Source organism: Mesorhizobium sp. C372A (assembly GCF_030323245.1).
Taxonomy (GTDB): Bacteria; Pseudomonadota; Alphaproteobacteria; order Rhizobiales; family Rhizobiaceae; genus Mesorhizobium.
Window position 1 is genome coordinate 1,721,862 of record NZ_CP100475.1, and the last position, 20,932, is coordinate 1,742,793.

At 64.1% G+C, this 20,932-nt stretch carries 15 protein-coding genes and 1 tRNA gene; 8 read left to right on the forward strand and 8 right to left on the reverse strand.

All coding sequences use genetic code 11. From position 1 onward, the window contains the following. Nucleotides 1–17: 17 nt before the first annotated feature. Nucleotides 18–1,781, reverse strand: coding sequence for an adenylate/guanylate cyclase domain-containing protein (locus NLY42_RS08045; protein ID WP_023672129.1), 1,764 nt, complete (start codon nt 1,779–1,781; stop codon nt 18–20). Between the two features lie 290 nt (nt 1,782–2,071). Here NLY42_RS08045 and NLY42_RS08050 point away from each other — a divergent pair, with 290 nt between their 5' ends. Both NLY42_RS08050 and NLY42_RS08055 read left to right on the forward strand, forming a co-directional pair. After that, entirely contained in the window at nt 2,072–5,356 is a 3,285-nt protein-coding gene (locus NLY42_RS08050; RefSeq protein WP_023672128.1) for an adenylate/guanylate cyclase domain-containing protein, read from the forward strand. A 19-nt stretch (nt 5,357–5,375) separates the two neighbouring features. Beyond that, the gene (locus tag NLY42_RS08055; RefSeq protein WP_023754928.1) at nt 5,376–6,053 is read left to right on the forward strand and encodes a redoxin domain-containing protein; all 678 of its coding nucleotides are present in this window, start codon (nt 5,376–5,378) and stop codon (nt 6,051–6,053) included. A 20-nt stretch (nt 6,054–6,073) separates the two neighbouring features. On the opposite strand, the gene NLY42_RS08060 is transcribed toward NLY42_RS08055, so the two are convergent. Beyond that, nucleotides 6,074–8,101 carry an SAM-dependent methyltransferase gene (locus tag NLY42_RS08060; protein WP_245261215.1) on the reverse strand — a complete coding sequence of 676 codons (2,028 nt, stop codon included), beginning with the start codon at nt 8,099–8,101 and terminating at the stop codon, nt 6,074–6,076. 323 nt (nt 8,102–8,424) lie between these two features. After that, nucleotides 8,425–8,499, reverse strand: a tRNA-Gly gene (locus tag NLY42_RS08065). A 216-nt stretch (nt 8,500–8,715) separates the two neighbouring features. Between NLY42_RS08065 and NLY42_RS08070 the strand changes: the two genes are divergently transcribed. From NLY42_RS08070 to NLY42_RS08085, 4 genes are all read left to right on the forward strand, one after another. After that, nucleotides 8,716–9,213: a prolyl-tRNA synthetase associated domain-containing protein gene (locus NLY42_RS08070; RefSeq protein WP_023754927.1), complete on the forward strand. Its 498-nt coding sequence runs from the start codon at nt 8,716–8,718 to the stop codon at nt 9,211–9,213. A gap of 80 nt (nt 9,214–9,293) precedes the next feature. Then, nucleotides 9,294–10,301, forward strand: coding sequence for a thioredoxin (gene trxA, locus NLY42_RS08075; protein ID WP_023698125.1), 1,008 nt, complete (start codon nt 9,294–9,296; stop codon nt 10,299–10,301). Nucleotides 10,302–10,412: 111 nt separating this feature from the next. Further along, nucleotides 10,413–11,084, forward strand: a complete 672-nt coding sequence (locus tag NLY42_RS08080) for an LON peptidase substrate-binding domain-containing protein (RefSeq protein WP_023703197.1) — start codon at nt 10,413–10,415, stop codon at nt 11,082–11,084. A gap of 30 nt (nt 11,085–11,114) precedes the next feature. Further along, complete coding sequence (locus NLY42_RS08085) at nt 11,115–11,357, forward strand: Trm112 family protein (RefSeq protein ID WP_023672122.1); 243 nt, start codon at nt 11,115–11,117, stop codon at nt 11,355–11,357. Between the two features lie 120 nt (nt 11,358–11,477). On the opposite strand, the gene NLY42_RS08090 is transcribed toward NLY42_RS08085, so the two are convergent. From NLY42_RS08090 to NLY42_RS08100, 3 genes are read right to left on the reverse strand one after another with little or no spacing between them, the layout of a single operon-like run. Then, the gene (locus NLY42_RS08090; protein WP_023754926.1) at nt 11,478–14,750 is read right to left on the reverse strand and encodes an error-prone DNA polymerase; all 3,273 of its coding nucleotides are present in this window, start codon (nt 14,748–14,750) and stop codon (nt 11,478–11,480) included. Continuing rightward, on the reverse strand, nt 14,747–16,225 hold the full coding sequence (locus NLY42_RS08095) for a DUF6504 family protein (RefSeq protein WP_023754925.1): 1,479 nt from the start codon (nt 16,223–16,225) through the stop codon (nt 14,747–14,749). Before NLY42_RS08095 ends, NLY42_RS08090 begins: the two co-directional genes overlap by 4 nt. Further along, nucleotides 16,167–17,204: an ImuA family protein gene (locus NLY42_RS08100; protein ID WP_023754924.1), complete on the reverse strand. Its 1,038-nt coding sequence runs from the start codon at nt 17,202–17,204 to the stop codon at nt 16,167–16,169. The genes NLY42_RS08095 and NLY42_RS08100 overlap by 59 nt, the downstream gene beginning before the upstream one ends. Before the next feature lie 178 nt (nt 17,205–17,382). Between NLY42_RS08100 and NLY42_RS08105 the strand changes: the two genes are divergently transcribed. Beyond that, on the forward strand, nt 17,383–17,805 hold the full coding sequence (locus NLY42_RS08105) for a metallopeptidase family protein (RefSeq protein WP_023702572.1): 423 nt from the start codon (nt 17,383–17,385) through the stop codon (nt 17,803–17,805). 276 nt (nt 17,806–18,081) lie between these two features. Here NLY42_RS08105 and NLY42_RS08110 read toward each other — a convergent pair whose 3' ends face one another. Both NLY42_RS08110 and NLY42_RS08115 read right to left on the reverse strand, forming a co-directional pair. Further along, complete coding sequence (locus NLY42_RS08110) at nt 18,082–18,288, reverse strand: DUF1737 domain-containing protein (protein ID WP_023699283.1); 207 nt, start codon at nt 18,286–18,288, stop codon at nt 18,082–18,084. Between the two features lie 39 nt (nt 18,289–18,327). Next, a complete protein-coding gene (locus tag NLY42_RS08115; protein WP_023754923.1) occupies nt 18,328–19,224 on the reverse strand; it encodes an HpcH/HpaI aldolase/citrate lyase family protein in 897 nt (298 codons plus the stop codon). 415 nt (nt 19,225–19,639) lie between these two features. On the opposite strand from NLY42_RS08115, the gene NLY42_RS08120 reads away from it, so the two are divergent. Beyond that, nucleotides 19,640–20,830 carry an integrase core domain-containing protein gene (locus tag NLY42_RS08120; protein ID WP_286489087.1) on the forward strand — a complete coding sequence of 397 codons (1,191 nt, stop codon included), beginning with the start codon at nt 19,640–19,642 and terminating at the stop codon, nt 20,828–20,830. Nucleotides 20,831–20,932: the final 102 nt, after the last annotated feature.

Sequence of the window (20,932 nt, forward strand, 5' to 3'; positions counted from 1 at the left end):
GGCCGGGCTTTAGCCCGTCATTGCACCACACCGGCCTTGCGGAGCCCCTCGACCATGAGTTCGAAATCGGCAGGGTTCTTGTAAGGCAAGACCTTGCGACGGTGTTCCAGCGAATAGGCGGGATTGACGCGAAGCAGGTCCTGCCATGCCGCATGGGCCTGCTCCAAACGGCCCAGATGGCCGTAGCATGCCGCCAGAAGCGCACGCGAGACGTCGGTGACAGCGTTGCGAGCCAGCCGTTGCAGCAAGAGGTCGACGGCCTCTTCGTACCTTCCCAGCTGAAACGATGCCAAAGCCTGGAAGTGCAGAAGCACATCCGGAAAGTATGGATTCAAGGTCTTTCCCCGGGCGAAACTCTCTAGCGCCTCCGCGGGTCTACCCGAATAATACAGCGCCTCGCCGCGGGCGACGTGCGCTTCGGCGAAGTTCGGATTGAGGGCTATCGCGCGCTCGACCTCGCCGATGGCTTCATCGTGCCGTCGTGTGTAAAGCTTGGCCGATGCCAGCGCCCAGTGCGCCCAGGGATCGCTGTCATCCAGCGTTACCGCTCGCGTTGCTGCCTCTTCCGCTTGCGCCATCGAGTCCAACGCACCCCACCTGTTGAGGTAATCGAGCCCGTGCGTGAGGGCTAGGAAAGCGTGGGCAGAGGCAAATTTCGGGTCCAGTTCGATGGCCCGCTGCAAGAGCTCGCGGGCCGCGACGTTCGTGTCCTTCGTCAGCCGGTGCCACAGCTCCCGGCCCCGCAGGAAACAGTCATACGCCTCCGGGTTGCGCTGGTGTTCGGGCGCCAGCCGCAGACGGTCGTCCTCGGTTAGATTGAGCGCCAGCGCACCGACGATGTGCTGCGTCACGTCATCCTGCACGGCGAATATGTCGGTCAGATCGCGATCGAACCGCTCCGCCCAAAGATGGCCGCCTGAGATTGCATCGATGAGCTGCGCGGTGATGCGTACCTTGTTCCCCGACTTGCGTACGCTTCCTTCAAGGACATAGCGCACGCCGAGTTTCGTACCGACATCCTGCACATGGACGTTCTGGCCCTTGAAGATGAAGGACGAATTGCGAGCGATGACGAAGAGCTGTGACAGTTTGGACAGCGCCGTGATGATGTCTTCGGAGATGCCGTCGGCGAAGTAGTCCTGTTCGGCATCACCGCTCATATTGGCGAACGGCAGCACGGCGATCGACAGTTTCGGCGGCGCTGCCGCAGCCGGAGGGCTCGTCGGGGTTTGCGAGGTCGCGGCCACCTTGGCCCCGGCGCCGACCTGCAGCGAATACACCCGGATCGGCTCGGCGATGTTCTTGAGCTGTGTGCTGCCGAGATCGCTGACCGAGAGGTCAAGCCTGGCCTTGACCTGGCGATAGGCATCCTCGGACAGGCAGATGGCGCCGGGCGCCGCAACGCCCTCCAGACGCGAGGCGATGTTGACGCCGTCACCCATCAGGTCGCCATCGCTCTCTTCGACCACGTCGCCCAGATGGATGCCTATCCTGAACTCGATGCGGCGCTCCTGCGGTACGCCGGCATTGCGCTCAACCATACCGTTTTGAATCTCAACGGCGCAGCGCACGGCATCGACCACACTGCGAAACTCAACCAGTGCCCCATCTCCGGTACGCTTGATAACCCGCCCGTGGTGCACTGCGATGATCGGATCGATCAGGTCGCTGCGCAGTGCTCGCAACCGCGCCAAGGTACGATCTTCGTCCGCGCTCGCGAGCCGGCTGTATCCGACCACATCTGCAGCCAGGATTGCGGCCAGCTTACGGTTCTCGCTCATGGGTCGCCTCCTCGTCTCCATCATAGCAGGAAGACGGCGGGACGAGGGAATTTTCGCAAATCACGGCCACGCGGCCGCCCGTATCGGCAGTGCTCCACCGCCGAACCCAGACCGATGCCCATTTGCGCTGCCGCTTGCCGGTTGACGACTATCGGTTCATCCTTGTGAATACCCCGGCCGTGACGAGCGTGGCGAGATCACGCGTCATGGCCCAAGGTCAAAGAGATAGAGCATGATGTCGTCCGAAAACCGCTTCACACTCTTCGGCATCATGCTCTGGTGAGGTGTCCATGAACTGCTCGGGCTGCGGTTTCGAGATCGAGGGCGGTTACGCCTTCTGTCCGAAGTGTGGCCGCCGCCAGCCCGTGCCATGCGCCAGTTGCGGCTACGCCTGCGCACCTGATTTCGAGTTCTGTCCTAAATGTGGGGCAAGCGTCGGTGCGTCCGCAAAAGCTGCCGAACGGCCTGCTCCGACACCAAGCCGCACCATTGCGCAGCCCTCTCGAGCTCCATCGCCGAACATCGAAAGCGAAGAGGGGCCGCATTCCGTCTCCGACGCCGATCGACGAACGGTAACGGTGCTGTTCGCCGATCTCTGCGGCTTCACGACACTCAGCGAGCAGCTCGACCCCGAGGTCATGCAGGCGCTGCAGAACGAACTGTTCAAGGAATTGACGGCGGCCGTGCAAGGCTTTGGTGGTTTCGTCGACAAATTCATCGGCGACGCTCTGCTCGCCTTATTCGGTGCGCCGGTCGCGCATGAGGACGATCCGGAACGTGCGCTTCGAGCCGCTCTCGACATGATCGCCCGGACGGCGCGGCTCGGTGAAAGCACCCGCCACTCCGGCTCGCCGCTGCTGCTCCACATAGGCATAAACACGGGTCCGGTCGTTACTGGCGGATTGGGCATCGGCACCGCCAAATCCTATTCGGTGACCGGCGACACGGTGAATACGGCGCAACGCCTGCAATCGCTGGCTGCACCGGGTGAGGTGCTGGTGGGCGAACTCACGCACAGGCTGACCCGGCATGCCTTCTCGTACGAGTCGCTGGGCGATGTCGTCTTTCGCGGCAAGGCTGGCAGTGTGCTCGTCCACCGACTGGATGCACCGCTTGCGGCGCCGCGTGCAGCGCGCGGGCTCGAGGCGCTCGGCCTCAGTGCGCCCATAATAGGTCGTGATGCGGAGCTCAACAGAATGCTGGCGAGCCTTGACTTGGCGTGCGGCGGCTCGGCCCAGCTTGTCCGCCTCGTCGGCGAAGCCGGTATCGGGAAGTCGCGGTTGGTGAAGGAGTTCGTCGCCCGCGTCGGCGACGAGGATCGTTTTCGCAACGTCGCCGTGCGGCAGGCCACGTGCTCACCGCTGGGTGAACAATCATTTGGCGCCCTGGGTGCAGTGGTGCGCAGCGCTGCCGGGATGATGCAAAACGACAATGGGGACGAAATGCGGGGCAAGCTCGCAGCCTTGCTTGCCGATCTCGGCCTGCAGGGCGAGGAGGCGAAGCGGCTGATGCCTTTGCTCTACCATGTGCTTGGCCTCGGCGACCCCGATGCCACCTTGCAGCATGTCGAGCCCGAGCAGCTGCGGCGGCAAATTCTCTACGCGGTCCGCACAATCATGGAACGGCGGCTTGCGTTGTCGCCGCTGTTGATTGTCGTCGAAGACCTGCACTGGGCCGACTCCGTCTCGCTCGAGGCACTGCGTTTCGTGATGGACAGACTGGAACGCACGCGGCTGATGTTGCTGGTCACGCATCGTCCGGCGTCGGACAACGACCAACTCGACTCAAGTCGGGTCAGCCACACAGCGCTCAGGCTTTCGCCGCTCGACAGCGATGACGGACGCCGCCTGGTGGCGGCGCTTTTCGGCGAGAGCTGGGTAAACGCCGCAGGAGGGCTTCTCGACCAGATCCTCGAGCGCGCGGGCGGCAACCCGCTTTTCTTGGAGGAGATCGTTCGCGGCCTTATCGATCGCGGTGTATTGGTGCGCGAGGGCCAGCAATGGCGGACCGTGGCAGGCGAAGTCGCAACCGGCATCCCCGCCACGATCCAGGCAATGTTGCTTGCTCGCGTCGACCGGCTGCCGCAAGAGGTGCGCCGGTTGGCCCAGGAAGCCGCGGTAATCGGCCCGCGCTTCGATGCCACGCTTCTGAAAGCCGTGGCAGCCGACCCCGGCCGACTGGAAGCGGGCTGCGAACTGCTTTGCGATGCGGAAATCATCGAGGAAGTTGCCGGATCAGGCTCGGTCTCGTCGCAAAGCTACCGCTTTACGCAAACATTGCTGCAGGACGTGATCTACCAGAATCTGCTCCTGCAACGCCGGACCGACATCCACCGCCGGGTAGGTGCCGCCCTGGAGCAACTGTGCGGCGACAAGCCGGAACGGTTCGAGGATCTGGCCGTGCTCGGTCATCATTTCGCTCAGAGCGCCGAGCGGGAGAGGGGCGCGCATTACCTGCAGGCGGCGGGAGATCGCGCTCGCATGATATACGCCAATGACGACGCCCTTCGTTTCTACGAGCGAGCACTGACTGCGTTGGGCGCGATCGGGCAAACACCGCTCAAACTGGCAATTGCAGAGCGCATTGCCGATTTGAGCGGCCCGGCAGGCCGCCGCGAGATTGCACACCGCCACTACGAGGCGGTGCTGCAGGCCTATCGCGAGTCAGCCGATCGTGTCGCGGCGGCGCGCGTTTTGCGCAAGATCGGTCGGCTGTTTTGGGACGTGGGCAAGCGGGACGACGCGGAATCGCGCTACGCTGAAGCGGCAGCGCTCCTCGATGGAGCGGATGCCCCGATCGAGCAGGCGCATCTCTGGCAAGAACGTGGCCGACAGGCGTTCCGCAGCGGAGATCACACTCTCGCGGCAAAATGGGCAGACGCGGCGCTGGATTGCGTACGCTCTCTGACAACGGAACATGTCTCCGATGATGCCACCCTCGTGACCGCCGAGGCACTTAATACCAAGGCTGTTGCGCTGGCTCGCCTTGGGCGAAACCATGAAGCCGTGCGTGAGGTTGAGCGCAGCATTGAATTGGCCGAAGCCGCCGGTCTGCTGGGCGCGGCCTGCCGCGGCTACACCAATCTCGGGGTGCTCTACACGACCATCGATCCGGCGAAGGCGATGGAGGTCTGTCGGCGCGGTCTTGAAGTGGCGCGCCGTATTGGCGATTTGGGTTTCCAGGCGCGCCTCCTCGCCAATCTGGCGGTAGCTTGTTGTACTTTCACGGATCGCTGTCCAACGGAGGGCGTGCCTGCTGCCGAGAAGGCCATCGAGATTGACCGGGCGCTCGACCAGCGCGAGCACCTGCCAGTGCCGTTGATCGTGCTTGGGCAGATCCACCAGTGCAACGGCCATCCGGAACTGGCGATCGGCTTGTTCCACGAAGCACTGGAGGTAGCCCGCGAAACGGGCGAGCCCCAACTGCTGTTTCCGTGCTATGATGGACTCGCAACGCTTAATCTCGACCTCGACAATCTGGCCGAGGCCGAACGCTACTTTTCCCTGGCGCAGGGTATATGCGCCCAGCACGGGCTCGACCCGGAAGCGCTTGTGGTGCTGCCTTTTCTCGACTAGCCGGGATAGGGGGTTGGACATGTCCGCGCCTAGTGGATTGATACCGCTTCAACCGGGCGACCGGGCGCCGAACCTGATACTCGACGCCATTACCCAGGAAGGCAAGATTGCGCTTGACGACTTTCGCGGGCAAAAACCGGTGCTGGTCGGCCTGTTTCGAGGTCTGCATTGTGCGTTTTGCCGGCGCCACATCGCCGCTCAGGCGCGTCTCGATCCGGAGCTGCGCGAAAAGGGCGTGGAGAGCCTGACGGTGGTCAACACGCCGATCGAACGGGCGCGGCTCTATTTCCGCTACCATCCAATGCCGAACCTGCTTGCGGCGTCGGACCCGGAACGCGCTTCACATCGTGCTTTTGGACTGCCCAATCTCGAATTCACCGAGAACGAGACGAACTGGCCGTACAAGGTCGCGATGGCAGCGGCACAGGACATGCGGGTCGACATACCTGGCGAATTGCCCGGTCCCATGGATCCGATGACAGCCGCCGCAATCCTCGACAAGAAGGACCACTACGAACTGACCGCCGACGAGCAGATGATGGCCACGGGACACGGACAACTGGTTGGTCAGTTCCTGCTGGACCGGCAGGGGATCGTCCGCTGGAGCTTCACGGAGGTCCCGGAGGGTGGGCGATACATGTTTGGCGCCCCAAACCCGAAGGAGCTGATGTCAGCCGTGTCGCAAGTCGCCCAATAATGAACTGACAAGTTCACCGTTTATCCGAGCACGGCCTCGACAGTGGCGACAAAGTCATCGAGCGAGCGGTCGCCGCGAATCTCGATGCGCGGAAGGTCGATGAGATCGCTATGGAGGTCCGCCGGCCCGTGCCTGCGGCCGAAGCCTACTCGATAGCCGCACTCCCTAGCCAGCCGGCCAAGCCGTCGGTCGGTGACGGAGAAGGGGGCCGCGAACGCCCTGGTTGGCCGGCCGGTCCAGCGTTCGATGAACAGACGAGAGCGCAGGAGCTCGGCGGCCAGGTCAGCGCTCGACAGACCATCTATGGCGCGATGCGTCGCCATGTGGCTGCCGAAGAAGGCGCCTTCGGCAGCGAGGCGTCGCACCGTCCCGGCGCCCATAAGCGGCGTCGGCGGACCGATGTCGGTGTCCCACTTTGCACTTTCGCCCACCAGGTCCGTCACCAGGAACACTTCCGCGTTCAGGTCGTTGGCGCGCAAGATCGGCCAGGCATGGTCGGCGAAGTTCTGGAAGCCGTCATCGAAAGTGATGAGCACCGGGCGGCCGACGAAAGGCTGACGGTTGGCGATGGATGCTTCCAGCTGCTCGGAGCCAATGGCGTGAAAGCCATTGGCGCGCAGCCATCCCATCTGGCTGGCGAATGCGGCGGGCGTGAGCCGAAAGCGAGCGAGCGCGGCCGGACCTTCATCGGCAACGCCGTGATACATGAGGACAGGGATATGCCGGCGCTGCTCGTTACGTGCGACGTCGCGGCGCAAGGCTCGCGCCCCACCCCAGACGATATTTCGCGCGACGCCGATTTCGATGGGCGCGCGGATCGGCACATGATCGATCACCGGGTCCGTCGCCACATCGCCCGGCGATAGGCGGCGGAAGCGGTCTATGCGGTAGAGCTCGGTCTGGATCGATTGCTCGAGCACCAGGCCTTCGGTCGCTGCCAGCGTCTCGGAGATCGCCTGGGCACCGAATGTGTTCCAGTCGAAGCCCGTCTTTTCGACATTGTCACGCAGCACGAATGCGTGTGCGCTGATGAAACTACCGCCAGGCGCCAACGCCTCGGCAAATTTCTTGGCGATGCGCCGCAACTCGGCGAGATCGTCCAGATAGTAGAGCACCTCCGAACAGAAGATCAGATCCATCTCACCCGGCAGCGTGTCGGCAGCGAAATCGAGTACGCCGAACTCGACATTCGCCTGATTGTTGCATCGGGCGCGGGCTCGCTCGATGGCTATGGCGGAGATGTCGGTTGCGGTCAGATGGCCCACGCGCGGCGCCAGCTGCCGCGTGAAATGGCCCTCCGCACAGGCCAGCTCAAGCGCCCGCCCGATGGGACCGGCAGGCAGGATCTCGATCTGCCGCTCATATTTTTCCTGCTCATAGAGCGAGCTGTAGTTCCAGGGATCCTCGGTCGCGAAATAGCTGTTCCAGAACGCCGTGCGATCCTTGTCGTGCTTGTCCGCGACCCGTGCGCGGCGCGGCGTAACAGGCTCTGACGGTTCAGCGCTCGACCGAACCAGGTCATGCGCCTGTGCGGCCAATTGCGCGAGTTTGCCGAAGTGGCTGTCCTGATCGGGCTCGCTTCCCGCCATGGCAAACGATACCTCGGCTGCAGGCGTGTTTGACGTGGTCGCGCCGGCGCCCTTTTGCGGTGCAGGCGATCCTCCCGCAAGCCGCTCAGCAGGCACTACATCCAGGATCAATTCAATCCAATGATCGCTCGTCACCGTCCCGAGTGCACCGAACTGCACGACAGCCTCGATCCGGCCATCCAGCATCAGATGGGCATAGATCTGATCGATGCCTTCCGGCAGTTCGGTCGCGGTCGGATTGCGAGCGTCGACGCGAACTCCGAGCGTTCGCGCCAGCCTGCGCGGCGCGGCAAGATCGTCGGCTTCGAGAAGCATTTGCTCAAGCTGGTACTGGACGCGGCGAGCTGCTGCGGGATTGTCCCAGATCTTGCCGAGTTCGATGATCAACGCGGTGGTTGCGCTGCCGAACCTCGCCCATCCGGCAGCCAATTGTGCCGGCACCGACAGGCTTCCTGCCATGAGGCCATCGAAGATTACCTTGGCAATCTCATGCGCCCACTTGCGTCCCGCCGGGAGTGCGCGCAGGGGCTGCGGGTCGACCAAGCGCGAGCCTGAGCCGCATTCGGACGCGGCGTTCCGCAACGCCAGCCAAGCAAGCGCTTCGGATGCGCTGCCGCCGTTCGCCGAACTGGAAACCAAGGGATTATGCGCCACGCCGTACTACCCGCGCCTGGTTCTGAGGGAGAACAAGTGTCCCGCAACGCGCTTACATCGCCGGTCTGGAAAAAGCAAAAGGCGCCCCGAAAGGCGCCTCTTCATCGCTTGATTCCCCTAGAGGAAACTGGAGCGGGTGAAGCGATTCGAACGCTCGACCCCAACCTTGGCAAGGTTGTGCTCTACCCCTGAGCTACACCCGCTCACACGGCCCTTTGGCCGCAAGCCGGGCCTATATGGCTGAAGAGCGCGGCGATTGCAACAGGGAAATGACGGGCTTTTTGGTCGCGCCAAATCGCTTGGCGGAACCTTGTCGGCCACGCGGGTGGTTCATCGACTTCCCGCATGACGGTCTTGTCTCGGCGGCATCATTGGCCGTAAACGGCTTTGCCGCGCGCCGATACAGGGGAAGACCACCAATGCCGAAGACCGAAGCCGAGCTTTTCGCCTTTCTTGCCGATCTCGGCATATCAGTGTCGACCGTGCGCCATCCGCCGCTCTATACGGTGGCCGATTCGCAGTCGCTGCGCGGCGAGATACCGGGCGGGCACACGAAAAATCTGTTTCTCAAGGACAAGAAGGACAATTTCTTCCTGGTCAGCGTCGGCGAGGAGGCGGTCGTCGACCTGAAGCAGATCCACACGATGATCGGCGCCGCCGGCCGGGTGTCGTTCGGCAAGCCGGAGATGCTGATGGAGCTGCTCGGTGTCATTCCGGGCGCGGTCACCGTGTTCGGGCTGATCAACGACACCGAAAGACGGGTGAAGGTGGTGCTCGACCAGGATTTGATGGCACATGCGACAGTCAACGCGCATCCGCTGACCAATGAGGCGACGACGTCGATCGCGTCCGCCGACCTCATCAGATTCGTCGAGGCAACCGGACATGATGCTGCTATCTTGAAAGTCTCGGCTTGATCGCCACATGGATGGCGAAAACTGACCTCTAGTTAAGGACGTCGCGCTGCTCCGCTGGGCGCGACCGGAAGGGCGACGACATGAGCGACAACAACAATCCGTTTGGCGGCCAATTCGGCGGCAATTCGGGCCAATACACCACTTCCGTGCAATATGGCGGCGCCGAGCCGGCCAAGTCGGCACTTGGCCCGACACCCGGCGCAGCACCTGCCGCTGGCGAGCTGATCAAGGACACCACGACCGCCACTTTCGCCGCCGACGTCATCCAGGAATCGCGCAAACAGCCGGTACTGGTCGATTTCTGGGCGCCGTGGTGCGGGCCCTGCAAGCAGCTCACGCCGCTTCTGGAAAAGGCGATCAAGGCCGCCGGCGGCAAGGTCAAGCTGGTCAAGATGAACATTGACGATCATCCCTCGATCGCCGGCCAGCTCGGCATCCAATCGATCCCGGCGGTCATCGCCTTCAAGGACGGCCAGCCTGTCGACGGCTTCATGGGCGCCATCCCCGAGAGCCAGATCGCCGAGTTCATCACCAAGGTCGGCGGCAAGGGCAATGGCGCGCCGCCCGTCGCCGAAGCACTGGCCGCGGCGGCGGAAGCGCATGCGGCGGGCGATGCGCAGACCGCAGCCGACATTTACGACGCCATCCTGGCGCAGGCGCCGGAGACGATCGAGGCGATTGCCGGGCTGGGCGAGCTTCTGTTCGAGGCCGGCGACAGCGACGGCGCCGAGGCGCTGCTGGCAACGGCGCCGGAGGCCAAGAAGAATGCGCCGGCACTTGCCGCGCTGCGTGCCAAGATGACGCTGGCTGCGGAAGCGGCAGCACTTGGCAATCCAGCTGAATTCGAGCAGCGACTGGCCGCCAATCCCGGCGACCACCAGGCGCGTTTCGACCTCGCCATGATCCAGAACGCCAAGGGCGAGCGCCATGCGGCGGCCGACAATCTTCTGGCGATTATAAAAGCCGACCGGACGTGGAACGAGGACGGCGCCAGGGCGCAGTTGCTGAAACTGTTCGAGGCCTGGGGCATGACCGACGAGGCGACGCTGGCGGCACGGCGCAAATTGTCGTCGCTGCTGTTTTCCTGAGCCGTTTGCCGGCCAAATTGCCGGGGCGTGGCTGTCGGGCCTTGCGGTCGGCGGCCGCCGCGCCAGATTAGGCCGATAACATCGCGCCCGAAGCGGGTCGGAGGAGTGAAGGTGCAGGTCGGAAACGCATTTTACCGGGTCGGCAAGGATCTGCCGGCAACCATTCCGGTGTTTCCGCTTGCCGGCGCGCTGCTGCTGCCGGGCGGGCGCATGCCGCTAAACATCTTCGAGCCGCGCTATCTGCAGATGGTGGATGAGGCGATCGCCGGCGCGCGGCTGATCGGCATCGTCCAGCCCAGCCTCAATGGCGCGTTGCGCGCCGACGGCGAGCCGGAACTGTGCAATGTCGGCTGCGCCGGGCGCATCATCTCGATGGCCGAGAGCGGCGACGGCCGCTATCTGATTTCGCTGCAGGGCGTCTGCCGTTTCCGCATCACCAGCGAATTGCCGGTGAAGACGCCGTTCCGGCAATGCAAGCTGGCGCCGTTCCTCACCGATCTCGCCGAAGACCAGGCGGCAAGCGAGATCGACCGGCCGGCGCTGTTGAAAGCGTTTCGCGCCTATCTGCAGGCCAACGATCTCGAAGCCGATTGGGAAAGCGTCAGCCGCGCCGAGAACACCATGCTGGTCAATGCGCTGTCGATGATGGCGCCCTACGGACCGGCCGAGAAACAGGCGCTGCTGGAGGCGCCCGACCTGAAAGCCCGCGCGGAGACGCTGATCGCGATCACCGAAATGGCGCTGGCGCGCGAGAATGAGGACTTTGGCTCCAGCCTGCAATAAGGGCTGAGCCGATGGCTGAAGGGGGATCCAATGGCTGCGGATGGGCGTGACGGCAAGTCGGTCAATGTCGATCCAAAATTGCTGGAGCTGCTGGCCTGCCCGCTGACCAAGGGGCCGCTGGCCTGGGACCCGGTGCGCGGCGAGTTGATCTCGCGGCTTGCCAAGCTCGCTTATCCCGTGCGCGACGGCATCCCGATCATGCTGCCCTCGGAGGCGCGGACTATTTCGGCGGAAGACGTGCTGTCGCCGCCGCGATTGGGTGGGCCGGGCTGAAGGGCCAGGGGTGGTTCAAACGGACCTCAGCCTAAGAAGCCATTCTGTTGGCGATCCTTCGCGCCCCCCTCTGCCCTTACCGGCATTAATGTCATGGGCTCCCGACCGCCCTGCACTTGCCTACTGAAAATTCCGCCCCTTGGGCATGACCCTTTCAGCTTTGTCCGAGAGGGTGGCAATGTCGGGCCGGGCAGCCGGCGTCATCTCTTCCAGCAGCACCGTCAGCCACGGCGTCAAATCCTCGATCTTTTCGGCGACGATGTGGATGACGTCGGATTCCGACTGCAGCTTGCCGGTGACCTTGACGAAGCGCGCGCCCATGACGATGGGCCGGAAACGGGTAAAGGTCCGCTCCCAGAAAATGACGTTGGCGACGGCCTTGTCGTCTTCCAGCGTCAGGAAGATCGCATTGCCCTTGCCGGGCCGCTGCCGCACCAGCACCAGGCCGGCGACCGAGACCCGCCTGCCGTCGCGCACCGAGCCGAGATTGGCATTGGGAATGACGCCGGCGCGGTCGAGCCGCTCGCGCAGGAAGGCGACCGGATGCGCCTTCAGCGACAGGCCGAGCGCGCGGTAGTCGTGGATGACGTGCTCGCCGAGCGGCATTGTCGGCAGTTTTGTCTCGGGCTCGAGTTCGCGCAGCCGGATCGCCGGCTGGTCGAACAGCGGCAGCCGTTCGGCGGCGCTCTTGCCATCCAGCGCGCGCACCGCCCACAAGGCTTCACGACGATCGAGGCCGAGCGAGCGGAAGGCGTCAGCCTGCGCCAGTCTTTCGATTTCGCCGACATCGAGGCCCGAGCGCAGCCACACATCCCTGACGCTTGTATAGCCGGCGCCGCGCCGCGCGGTGAAAGCTTCCATACGCTTCTCGGCCAAGCCCTTGATCTGACGGAAGCCAAGCCGGACGGCGCACCGGGTCTTGATGACACCGCGCATTTCGGCATGGCGCGCCAGGATGCGGCCCGGATCGAATTGGGCTTTCTCCAGGGTGCAGTCCCAGTCGGAAAAATTGACGTCGACGTCGCGGATATCGACGCCATGGTCGCGCGCGTCGCGCACCAGCTGGGCCGGCTGGTAAAACCCCATCGGCTGCGAATTCAGGATCGCGGCGCAGAACACGTCGGGATAAAAGGTCTTGAACCAGCAGGAGGCATAGACGAGCAAAGCGAAGGAGGCGGCATGGCTTTCGGGAAAGCCGTATTCGCCAAAGCCCTCGATCTGCTTGAAGCAGCGCTCGGCGAAGTCCTTGGTGTATCCCTTGCCGACCATGCCGTCGATCATGCGCTGGCGGTAATTGCCGATGGTGCCGGTGCGCTTGAAGGTGGCCATGGCGCGGCGTAGTTCGTCCGCCTCGCCCGGCCTGAAGCCGCCGGTGACGATGGCGATCTTCATCGCCTGTTCCTGGAACAACGGCACGCCCAGCGTCTTGCCCAGGATTTCTTCCAGTTCCGGCTTGGGGTACTCAGGCATTTCCTTTTTCTGCCGGCGGCGCAGATAGGGATGCACCATATCACCCTGGATCGGACCGGGCCGCACGATCGCCACCTCGATGACCAGGTCGTAGAATTCGCGCGGGCGTAGACGCGGCAGCATCGACATCTGCGCGCGCGATTCGATCTGGAAGACGCCGAGTGTGTCGGCGCGGCAGATCATGTCGTACACGTCGTTCTCTTCCGGCGGCAGGGTGGCCAGCACATAGGGTCGGCCGTAATCATCCCGGGCCTTCGGATAATGGTCGGTGAGCAAGGTGAAGGCGCGTTTGAGGCAGGTCAGCATGCCAAGCGCCAGAATATCCACCTTCAGGATCTTCACCGCGTCGAGATCGTCCTTATCCCACTCGACCATCTTGCGCGCCTCCATCGCCGTCTTGACGATGGGGACGATCTCGTCGAGCCGGTCGCGGGTAATGACGAAGCCGCCGACATGCTGCGACAGATGCCGGGGAAAGCCCATGATCTCGTTGGCGTGGGCGATCACGTGACGGGTCGAGGTCTCGTTGCGGTCGAGGCCGCCGGCATGCGCCTCCTTCTCGCCGAGCTCCGAGGTCGACCAGCCCCAGATCGAACTGGAAAGCGCAATGCGGACATCGTCCGACAGGCCCATGGCCTTGGCCACCTCGCGCAGCGCCGAGCGGCCGCGATAGCTGATGACGGCGGCAGCCAGCGCGGTGCGCTTGGCGCTGTATTTGGAGTAGATGTACTGGATCACCTCCTCACGCCGCTCATGCTCGAAATCGACGTCGATGTCGGGCGGCTCGTTGCGCTCCTCGGAAATGAAGCGCTCGAACAACGTGTCGATGCGCTCGGGGCCGACCTCGGTGATGCCGATGCAGTAGCAGACGATCGAGTTGGCGGCCGAGCCTCTGCCCTGGCACAGAATGCCCTCATTGCGGGCGAACTGGACGATGTCGTAAACGGTCAGGAAATAGCGCGCATAATTCAGACGCTCGATCAGAGCGAGCTCCTCACTGATGCGCTGCAAGACGGAAGCGGGGACGCCCGCCGGATAGCGCGTGGCGGCCCCCTCCCTGGCCAGACGCTCTAGCTCGGCCTGCGGCCCAAGCCCTGATTGCGTCGGCTCGTCGGGATAATTGTACTGGAGGTCGCTGAGCGAGAAGGTCAGTTCGCCGGCAAAGCGCAGCGTCTCGGCCAGCGCCCGTGGATGGCGGCGGAAGAGACGGGCCATTTCCAGCGGCGGCTTCAGATGGCGCTCGGCGTTGGCCGTCAGCTCCAGCCCGACCTCGGCGACCGGCAAATTGAGGCGGATGGCGGTGAGCACATCTTGCAGCGAGCGGCGCTCGGCGCTGTGATAAAGCACGTCGTTGGTCGCCATCAGCGGCACGCCGACGATGTCCGCCATGCCCGCCGCCTGCTCGATGCGGAAACGGTCATTGCCGCGATAATCCGGCGCCATGCCTAGCCGCAAATTAGCGCCGAAACGGTCTTTCAGTTGACGGACCAATGCCAGGGGATCGTCGGCATTCGCCGAGAGATCCGGCAGCACCGCCAGCGACAGCAGGTCGCCCCATTCGAGCAGGTCGCTGCGCTGGAGAAGGGTCGCGCCCTTCTCGTTTTCATCGCGCAAATTGGCTTGCGTCAGCATGCGGCAGAGATGGCCCCAGCCCTTGCGGTTCTGCGGATAGGCGAGAATGTCCGGCGTGCCGTCGCCGAACACCAGGCGGCAACCGGGGTGATAGGCGAGCTTCTCGACCTTGGCCTGCTGCCAGGCGCGCACGACGCCGGCCACCGTGTTGCGGTCTGCCAGTCCGATCGAGGAAAAGCCGAGGAATTTGGCCGCCACCACCAGCTCCTCCGGCTTGGAGGCGCCGCGCAGGAAGGAGAAGTTCGACTGGATGCCGAATTCCGCATAGGGGATGACGGTCAGCGCGTTCATGCGAAGACCCCATGCATGAACCAGCGCGGCGGCACCTGCGGGTTGCCATAGAGGCCTTGCCGGTAGAGCCAGTAGCGGCGGCCGTCGGCATCCTCGATCCGGAAATAGTCACGCGTCGATGTGAGCGGATCGCTTGACGTTTCACGCCACCATTCCGGCGCGATGCGTTCCGGCCCCTCGGCGCGCGCGACCCGGTAGAGCGCGCGGCGCCAGCGGAAATTCATCGGCGGACCCTCAGGCATTTCGGTGGCCGGCACCTCGATCGGCTCGGGCGAACGGAACAGCCGGATCGGCCGTTCCGGCGGGAAGATGGTTGCGCGCGGCGCGTCTTTCGAGCCCGGCTTCCTGAGCGGTGTTTTGCGTTGTGGCGCTTCCGAGAACGAGATGGTGGCGACGGCGCGCTCCGGCAGATGGCTCTCGAGGGCGACCGGCTTCAGCACCGCACTGTCGCCGAGCCTGGCGCGGATGCGGTCGGCAAAGAGTGCCATGTCGGCGCCGTCATCCTCGGCCTCGCCGGTCAAATCGGCTTGCTGCATGTCGAAGTCGGCGGCCGCCAGCACCGAAAGCCGAACCAGGTCGAAGCCGTAGCCGGCATCGATGTCCTGTTCGAGCGCGGCCAGCCGCTCATGGAACAGGCGCTGGATCAGCTTCGGTTCGCGCAGCGGACGCGAGGTGCCGACAGCGATGCGGCTGACGGCGCCGTCGACGCGAAACAACAGCAGCGCCAGCATCCTTGCGCCTTCGCCGCGGCGTTCGAGATCGGCCTTCAGCGTCACCGCCAGCAAGAGCACCAGCCGTTCGATCTCGGCGGTCAGCACGACCGGCTCGGCCAGGTGGCGTTCGACTGAAAGGGGCGCCACCGGCAGGCGCGGCGATACCGCCTCGTCGAGGCGACCGAGCGCCTGGTCAAGACGCAACAGCAAGGTCGCGCCGAAACGGCGGGCGAGCGGCGCGCGCGGCGCTGCCATGACCGCGCCGGCGGTGCGCAGACCGACGCTTTCCAGGCTGGCGCGGATATCGGCCTCGATGCGCAGTGCGGCCAGCGGCAAGGGGGCGAGCAGCGCTTCTTCCTCGCCGGAGACAACGATGCGGTCGCCGCAAAAGCGCGCTGCCGCCCAGGCTGCACCCGGCGTCGCGGCCAACCCGGCGCGGACATCGAAACCCTGCTGGAAAAACCGCGCAAGGATGTCGTCCAGCATGGCGCGCTCGCCGCCGAACAGGTGGGTACAGCCGGTGACGTCGAGATAAAGCCCGTCGACGCCGTCAAGCGCCACCAGCGGCGTATAGCGGTCGCACCAGTCGGCGAGGCCTTCGAGCAGCCGGCGGTCGGCCTCCGGATCGGCCTCGACAATGTCGATCGAGGGATGCATGGCACGGGCGTCGGCAATGCCCATGCCAGGCTTCAGATGCAGCGCCTCAGCCCGCTCGTCGAGGGCCGATATGCGCTGGGCGTTGCGGTCGCGATGGCTGATCACGAGCGGGAAATGATCCGAAGGCCGGGAACGCCACGACCGTCCCAGGCGCTGGCGCAGGATCCGTTCGGCCGCCAGATGCGGGAACCACAGCGACAGAATTCTCTGGCCGTTTTTCGCGGGGCTTTCTTTCTTCGAATGCGTGTTCATCGGGGTTCCACTCCAGTGTGAATTGTCCAGGCAGAGCGGTGCGGCTCTTGCCGATGCTGACGGTGAAGGCAGGGTGGCCGATCGAGCCGGCAAGCGGCCCGGCGATCGTCCGGCGCGATGTCGCTGGTGCAGCCGACACGATGAGGCGCACCGGGGCGGCGGTCGGCTCGGTTTCGCCGGCCTGGCGCAGCAGGAATACCGGCCGGCGGGCGTTTTGGGCGCGCGCGTGCAGCCGGCGCGTCGCGGTGAGGTCGAGCCGCTGCGGGCTGCCACGGATTTCGAGGATGATTGCGGCGAGCGCCGTCATCTTGGCGGCCTCCTCGGCTACCCACAGCGCATCGGTGAGTTTCGGCGCCTCGGAAAACAGCAACTGCTCCGGTGCGATACCGAACATGCCCTGCAATCCCCTGGCATAGGGAAAGCCGGCCTCGCGAAAAATCTCCGACGTGCCGATCCACAGCACTGGCAAGGGCTGGCCCTTGAGGATCAGGCTGACAAGCGACAGCACAAAGCCGGCGACGGCCCCGGCATTGCGGGTCTCAAGGCCATGGATTTCGCTCAAGGCGGCTTTCGGCAGGCCGCCGCTCAGCGCCGCATCGAGGCGCTCGACGCCGGTGGCCAGGAAAGCATCCGGCGAAGCCACGGCGAGCCCGCGGCGGATGATGGTGACATCGGCATTAGGTTCGGGCGCACCGCCGATAGCGCTGTCAGGGCACGCACGAGGTCGCTCGCCGGCCGGCACGGCCAGGCGCTCGGGCAGCGTTCCCTCGATCTTCGCGATCTGGCGGCGCAGGGCAAAAACAGTCTCCCGCGCCACGGCTGATGTCGCCATGACGGTCAATTTCTCTCATAATTGTTCCTGTTATGTTCCTATAGATTCCAGAGGGTGCCGAAAGAGTCAAGCGGAGTCAGAAGGAATTTATTCCTCTATAGCCATTGACGTCATGGAATTACCGCTTCATTGCCGAGTCCGGAGGGAAAGCCTATATGCCGGGATCAAAGGACAAAGCATGGCCCGCATCTACAAGACCCGCACCTGGCATGACGAACTCTCGCCCTCGATCGAGGAGATGGAGTTTCTGGCGCTGGAGGCGTACGCGCATCTGCCCGACGATTTCCGCAAGCTGACCGGCGAGATCGTCATCATGATCGCCGAATTCCCGACCGACGAGATCATGGACGATCTGTCGCTGGAGACGCCGTTCGACCTGCTCGGCCTGTTCGAGGGCCGCGGCATCGCCGAGCGCTGGAACCCGCAGACCGGCGAAGGCCCGAACCGCATCACCCTCTACCGCCGCGCCATCCTCGACTACTGGGCCGAGAACGAAGAGACGCTGGGCGACATCGTCACCCACGTGCTGATCCACGAGATCGGCCACCATTTCGGCCTGTCGGATGATGATATGGAGAAAATCGAAGAGGCGGCGGAATAGCCCCCACCTTTGTCATCCCAGGGCGAAGCAGGAGCGAAGCTCCGTCGCGAAGACCCTGGGATCCATGCCGTGACGGCGGTGCAGGTGCCGCGGTGCAGGAAAGCAAGCGGTTCTGCGAACAGCACAGATCCGCAGTAACGAGCGCCGGCACAAGCGTCATTCTGATCCGCTGCACTCTAGGGCAAACGGCACGGCATGGATCCTAGGGTCTGCGTCGCGTCGCTTCGCTCCTTGCTTCGCCCTAGGATGACGAAGACGCGGAGGTTGACGCCTTCCCTACCAGTCGCTCAGCTTTGTATCCGGCCCGTATTCCTGGCCGTCAATATCCTTCACCACCGACTGGCCGCAGCGCATCGATTTGGTCTTCTTGTCATAGGCGTAGGTCGGTGAGCCGTACAGGTGCCAGCCCTTGTTCAGCGCCGCGGTGACCTTGTGGCAGAAGGTTGAATCGTCGGGGGCGGACAGAAAGCGGTAAAGTCTCATGGGTCAGATCCTGTCGTGAGTTCGTCTTTTCGGGGCGGATCATGCGCCGATGGCGGCGGCCTTCGCCAGCAGTTTTTCGGCCTGCGCCAGATGCAGCCGCTCGACCATCCTGCCGTTCAGAGCAATCACGCCCTTGCCGGCATTTTCTGGCAAGGCGAAGGCATCCTTCACCGCGCGCGCCTCGGCCAGAGCTTCGGGCGCGGGCGCAAAGGCGCGGTTGGCGGCTTCGATCTGGGCCGGGTGGATCAGCGTCTTGCCATCGAACCCCATGGCGGCGGCTTCGGTGCATTCGCGCGCAAACGCGTCGAGGTCGCGAAAATCGTTGGAGACGCCGTCGAGCATGTCGATGCCGCCGGCCCGTGCCGCCAGCACCATCTGCATCAGCCAAGGCACGAGGTAGCGCCGATCAGGCGTCGCCAGAATGCCGGTTTCCTTGACCAGATCGTTCGTTCCGGAAACGAAACAAACTAGGCGCGAGGCTGGGTCGCGGCCGAGTTCAGCGATGGCGCCGATGTTGAGCATGGCCTTTGGCGTCTCGATCATCGCCCAGAGTTTGACGCCGTCGGGGGCAAAATTGTCGTCGAGTACATCGCCGACTTCGAGGATGTCGCGCGGTGTGGCGACCTTGGACAACAGGATGCTGTCGGGCTCGAATTTTGCCGCGGCCAGCAAATCATCGTTGCCCCATTCGCTGGACAGCGCGTTGACACGCACGATCATCTCGCAACGCCGCCCATGGTGGTTGGCAACTGGCCGACTGGCGAAAATGCCGGCCAGTTTTTCACGCGCGGTGATCTTGTCGACGGGAGCAACTGCATCTTCGAGGTCGATGATCACGGCATCGCAGGTAAGCGTCGCGATCTTGGCCAGCGCCTTGTCGTTGGAGGCGGGGACGTAAAGCACCGAGCGGCGCGGGCGGTAAGGTTCGCTTGTCATGGCCGATCTATGCCGCGTGTGGGCGGGGGAGGCAAGCGTCCGACCGGTACCTGATGACGAGCCAACCGCGAAAGCTTGCGCTGCCCCGCCCGTCCCGCAGCAGTTGCGGAAGGGGGGCCTTTCCTCTCCCCCGTCGATCGGGGGAGAGGTGTCGAGCGAAGCTCGACGGAGCGGGGATCGACGAAGTGGATGTCGACCCTTGGGGCGCAAGGCGAGGCGATGTTTGCACCGAATGCCCTTCCTGTGTCCGTTCGCGGCGATTGCCAGGTGGTTCCCCCACTCCGTCTCGGCTTCGCCGAGCCACCTCTCCCCCCTCCGGAGGGAGAGGAAAGGAGCCTGTCCGAACCGGATAGATAGGTAACAGAATGGACCGATAGCATGGGTGACAGTTTTCTTGTCCGCCGGAGGACCGGCGATGGTTTGGCGAGAGACTGGCATCATGGACGAGCGGCTACGGTTTGTTGTGGAGTGTCTTTCTGGGGATGAGACGATGGTTGCGCTTTGTGCGGCCTACGGGATCTCACGCAAGAACGGCTACAAATGGCTAGGACGCTATCGGACGTTTGGGCCTGAGGGTTTGCACGACCTGCCGCGAGCCCCGCTCAATCATGGCCGTGCGACAGCTCAGGATCTGGTTGAGCGGATTGTGGCGGCCAAGGAGCTGCATCCGCTCTGGGGTCCAAAGAAGATCGTGGCACGGCTCAGGCGCACGGCTCCCGAGTTCATGTGGCCTTCAGCCTCGACGGTCGGCGCGATCCTTGCGCGGCATGGGCTTGTCCGCGCCCGCAAGCGACCCCGCCTGCGGGCCTGCGGCAATGGACCCTGGCCACAGCCGCAAGAACCGAACGCGGTGTGGACTGGCGATCACAAGGGCTGGTTCCGGACCCGCGACGGCTGGCGTTGCGAACCCTTGACGGTGATGGATGCGTCGAGCCGCTATCTTCTGGCGCTCGAAGCGACGGGGTCGACGGCCGATAGCGAAGCCTGGCCGGTGTTCGAACGGCTGTTTGAAGAGCATGGCCTGCCGGATCGCTTCAGAAGCGACAATGGCCCGCCCTTCGCATCGGCCGGCGTCACCGGGCTGACGCCGCTTGTCGTGCGCTTCATCAAGCTCGGCATCACCCTGGAGCGGATCGCACCCGGCAGGCCACAGCAGAACGGACGTCACGAGCGCTTTCACCTGACCATGCTGCCGATGGCCGAGGCACCGGAAGCCGACCGAACGGCACAGGGCCAGGCCTTCGAGACCTTCCGCCACAGCTACAATGAGGAACGTCCCCATGAGGCGCTGGGCATGGATACGCCCGCCCAGCACTACCGGTCCTCACAGCGCGCCATGCCCAGGACACCACCCGAGCCCGTCTATCCGGCCGAGGCCTCGGTCCGCCGCGTGCGCCACAATGGCGAGATCCGATGGAATGGCGGCTTCATATATGTCTCGCAAGCGCTGGCGGGCGAACCGGTCGCTGCGTTGGAGACCGAAGACAGACAATGGACACTCTCATTCCATGCCCACCCGCTCGGCATCATCGACACACGGCACATGAAGCTTGTCCGCCGCAGCGCCGCGCCAACCAATCCGCTTGGCGCTGCGGCGGACGCATAGGGGGAGAGAAGTGTCACCTATGTATCCGGTTCAAAGTGTTACCCATCTATCGACTGGACAAGCCTGGCTGGGACAGCGCCAACGTCCGGAAAGATGGCGGGC

Coding starts and splice junctions, on each gene's coding strand:
- NLY42_RS08045 (WP_023672129.1), bottom strand. CDS start 1,781: ATGAGCGAGAACCGTAAGCTGGCCGCAATCCTGGCTGCAGATGTGGTC.
- NLY42_RS08050 (WP_023672128.1), top strand. CDS start 2,072: ATGAACTGCTCGGGCTGCGGTTTCGAGATCGAGGGCGGTTACGCCTTC.
- NLY42_RS08055 (WP_023754928.1), top strand. CDS start 5,376: ATGTCCGCGCCTAGTGGATTGATACCGCTTCAACCGGGCGACCGGGCG.
- NLY42_RS08060 (WP_245261215.1), bottom strand. CDS start 8,101: ATGGCAGGAAGCCTGTCGGTGCCGGCACAATTGGCTGCCGGATGGGCG.
- NLY42_RS08070 (WP_023754927.1), top strand. CDS start 8,716: ATGCCGAAGACCGAAGCCGAGCTTTTCGCCTTTCTTGCCGATCTCGGC.
- trxA (WP_023698125.1), top strand. CDS start 9,294: ATGAGCGACAACAACAATCCGTTTGGCGGCCAATTCGGCGGCAATTCG.
- NLY42_RS08085 (WP_023672122.1), top strand. CDS start 11,115: ATGGCTGCGGATGGGCGTGACGGCAAGTCGGTCAATGTCGATCCAAAA.
- NLY42_RS08090 (WP_023754926.1), bottom strand. CDS start 14,750: ATGAACGCGCTGACCGTCATCCCCTATGCGGAATTCGGCATCCAGTCG.
- NLY42_RS08100 (WP_023754924.1), bottom strand. CDS start 17,204: ATGGCGACATCAGCCGTGGCGCGGGAGACTGTTTTTGCCCTGCGCCGC.
- NLY42_RS08105 (WP_023702572.1), top strand. CDS start 17,383: ATGGCCCGCATCTACAAGACCCGCACCTGGCATGACGAACTCTCGCCC.
- NLY42_RS08110 (WP_023699283.1), bottom strand. CDS start 18,288: ATGAGACTTTACCGCTTTCTGTCCGCCCCCGACGATTCAACCTTCTGC.
- NLY42_RS08115 (WP_023754923.1), bottom strand. CDS start 19,224: ATGACAAGCGAACCTTACCGCCCGCGCCGCTCGGTGCTTTACGTCCCC.
- NLY42_RS08120 (WP_286489087.1), top strand. CDS start 19,640: ATGGTTTGGCGAGAGACTGGCATCATGGACGAGCGGCTACGGTTTGTT.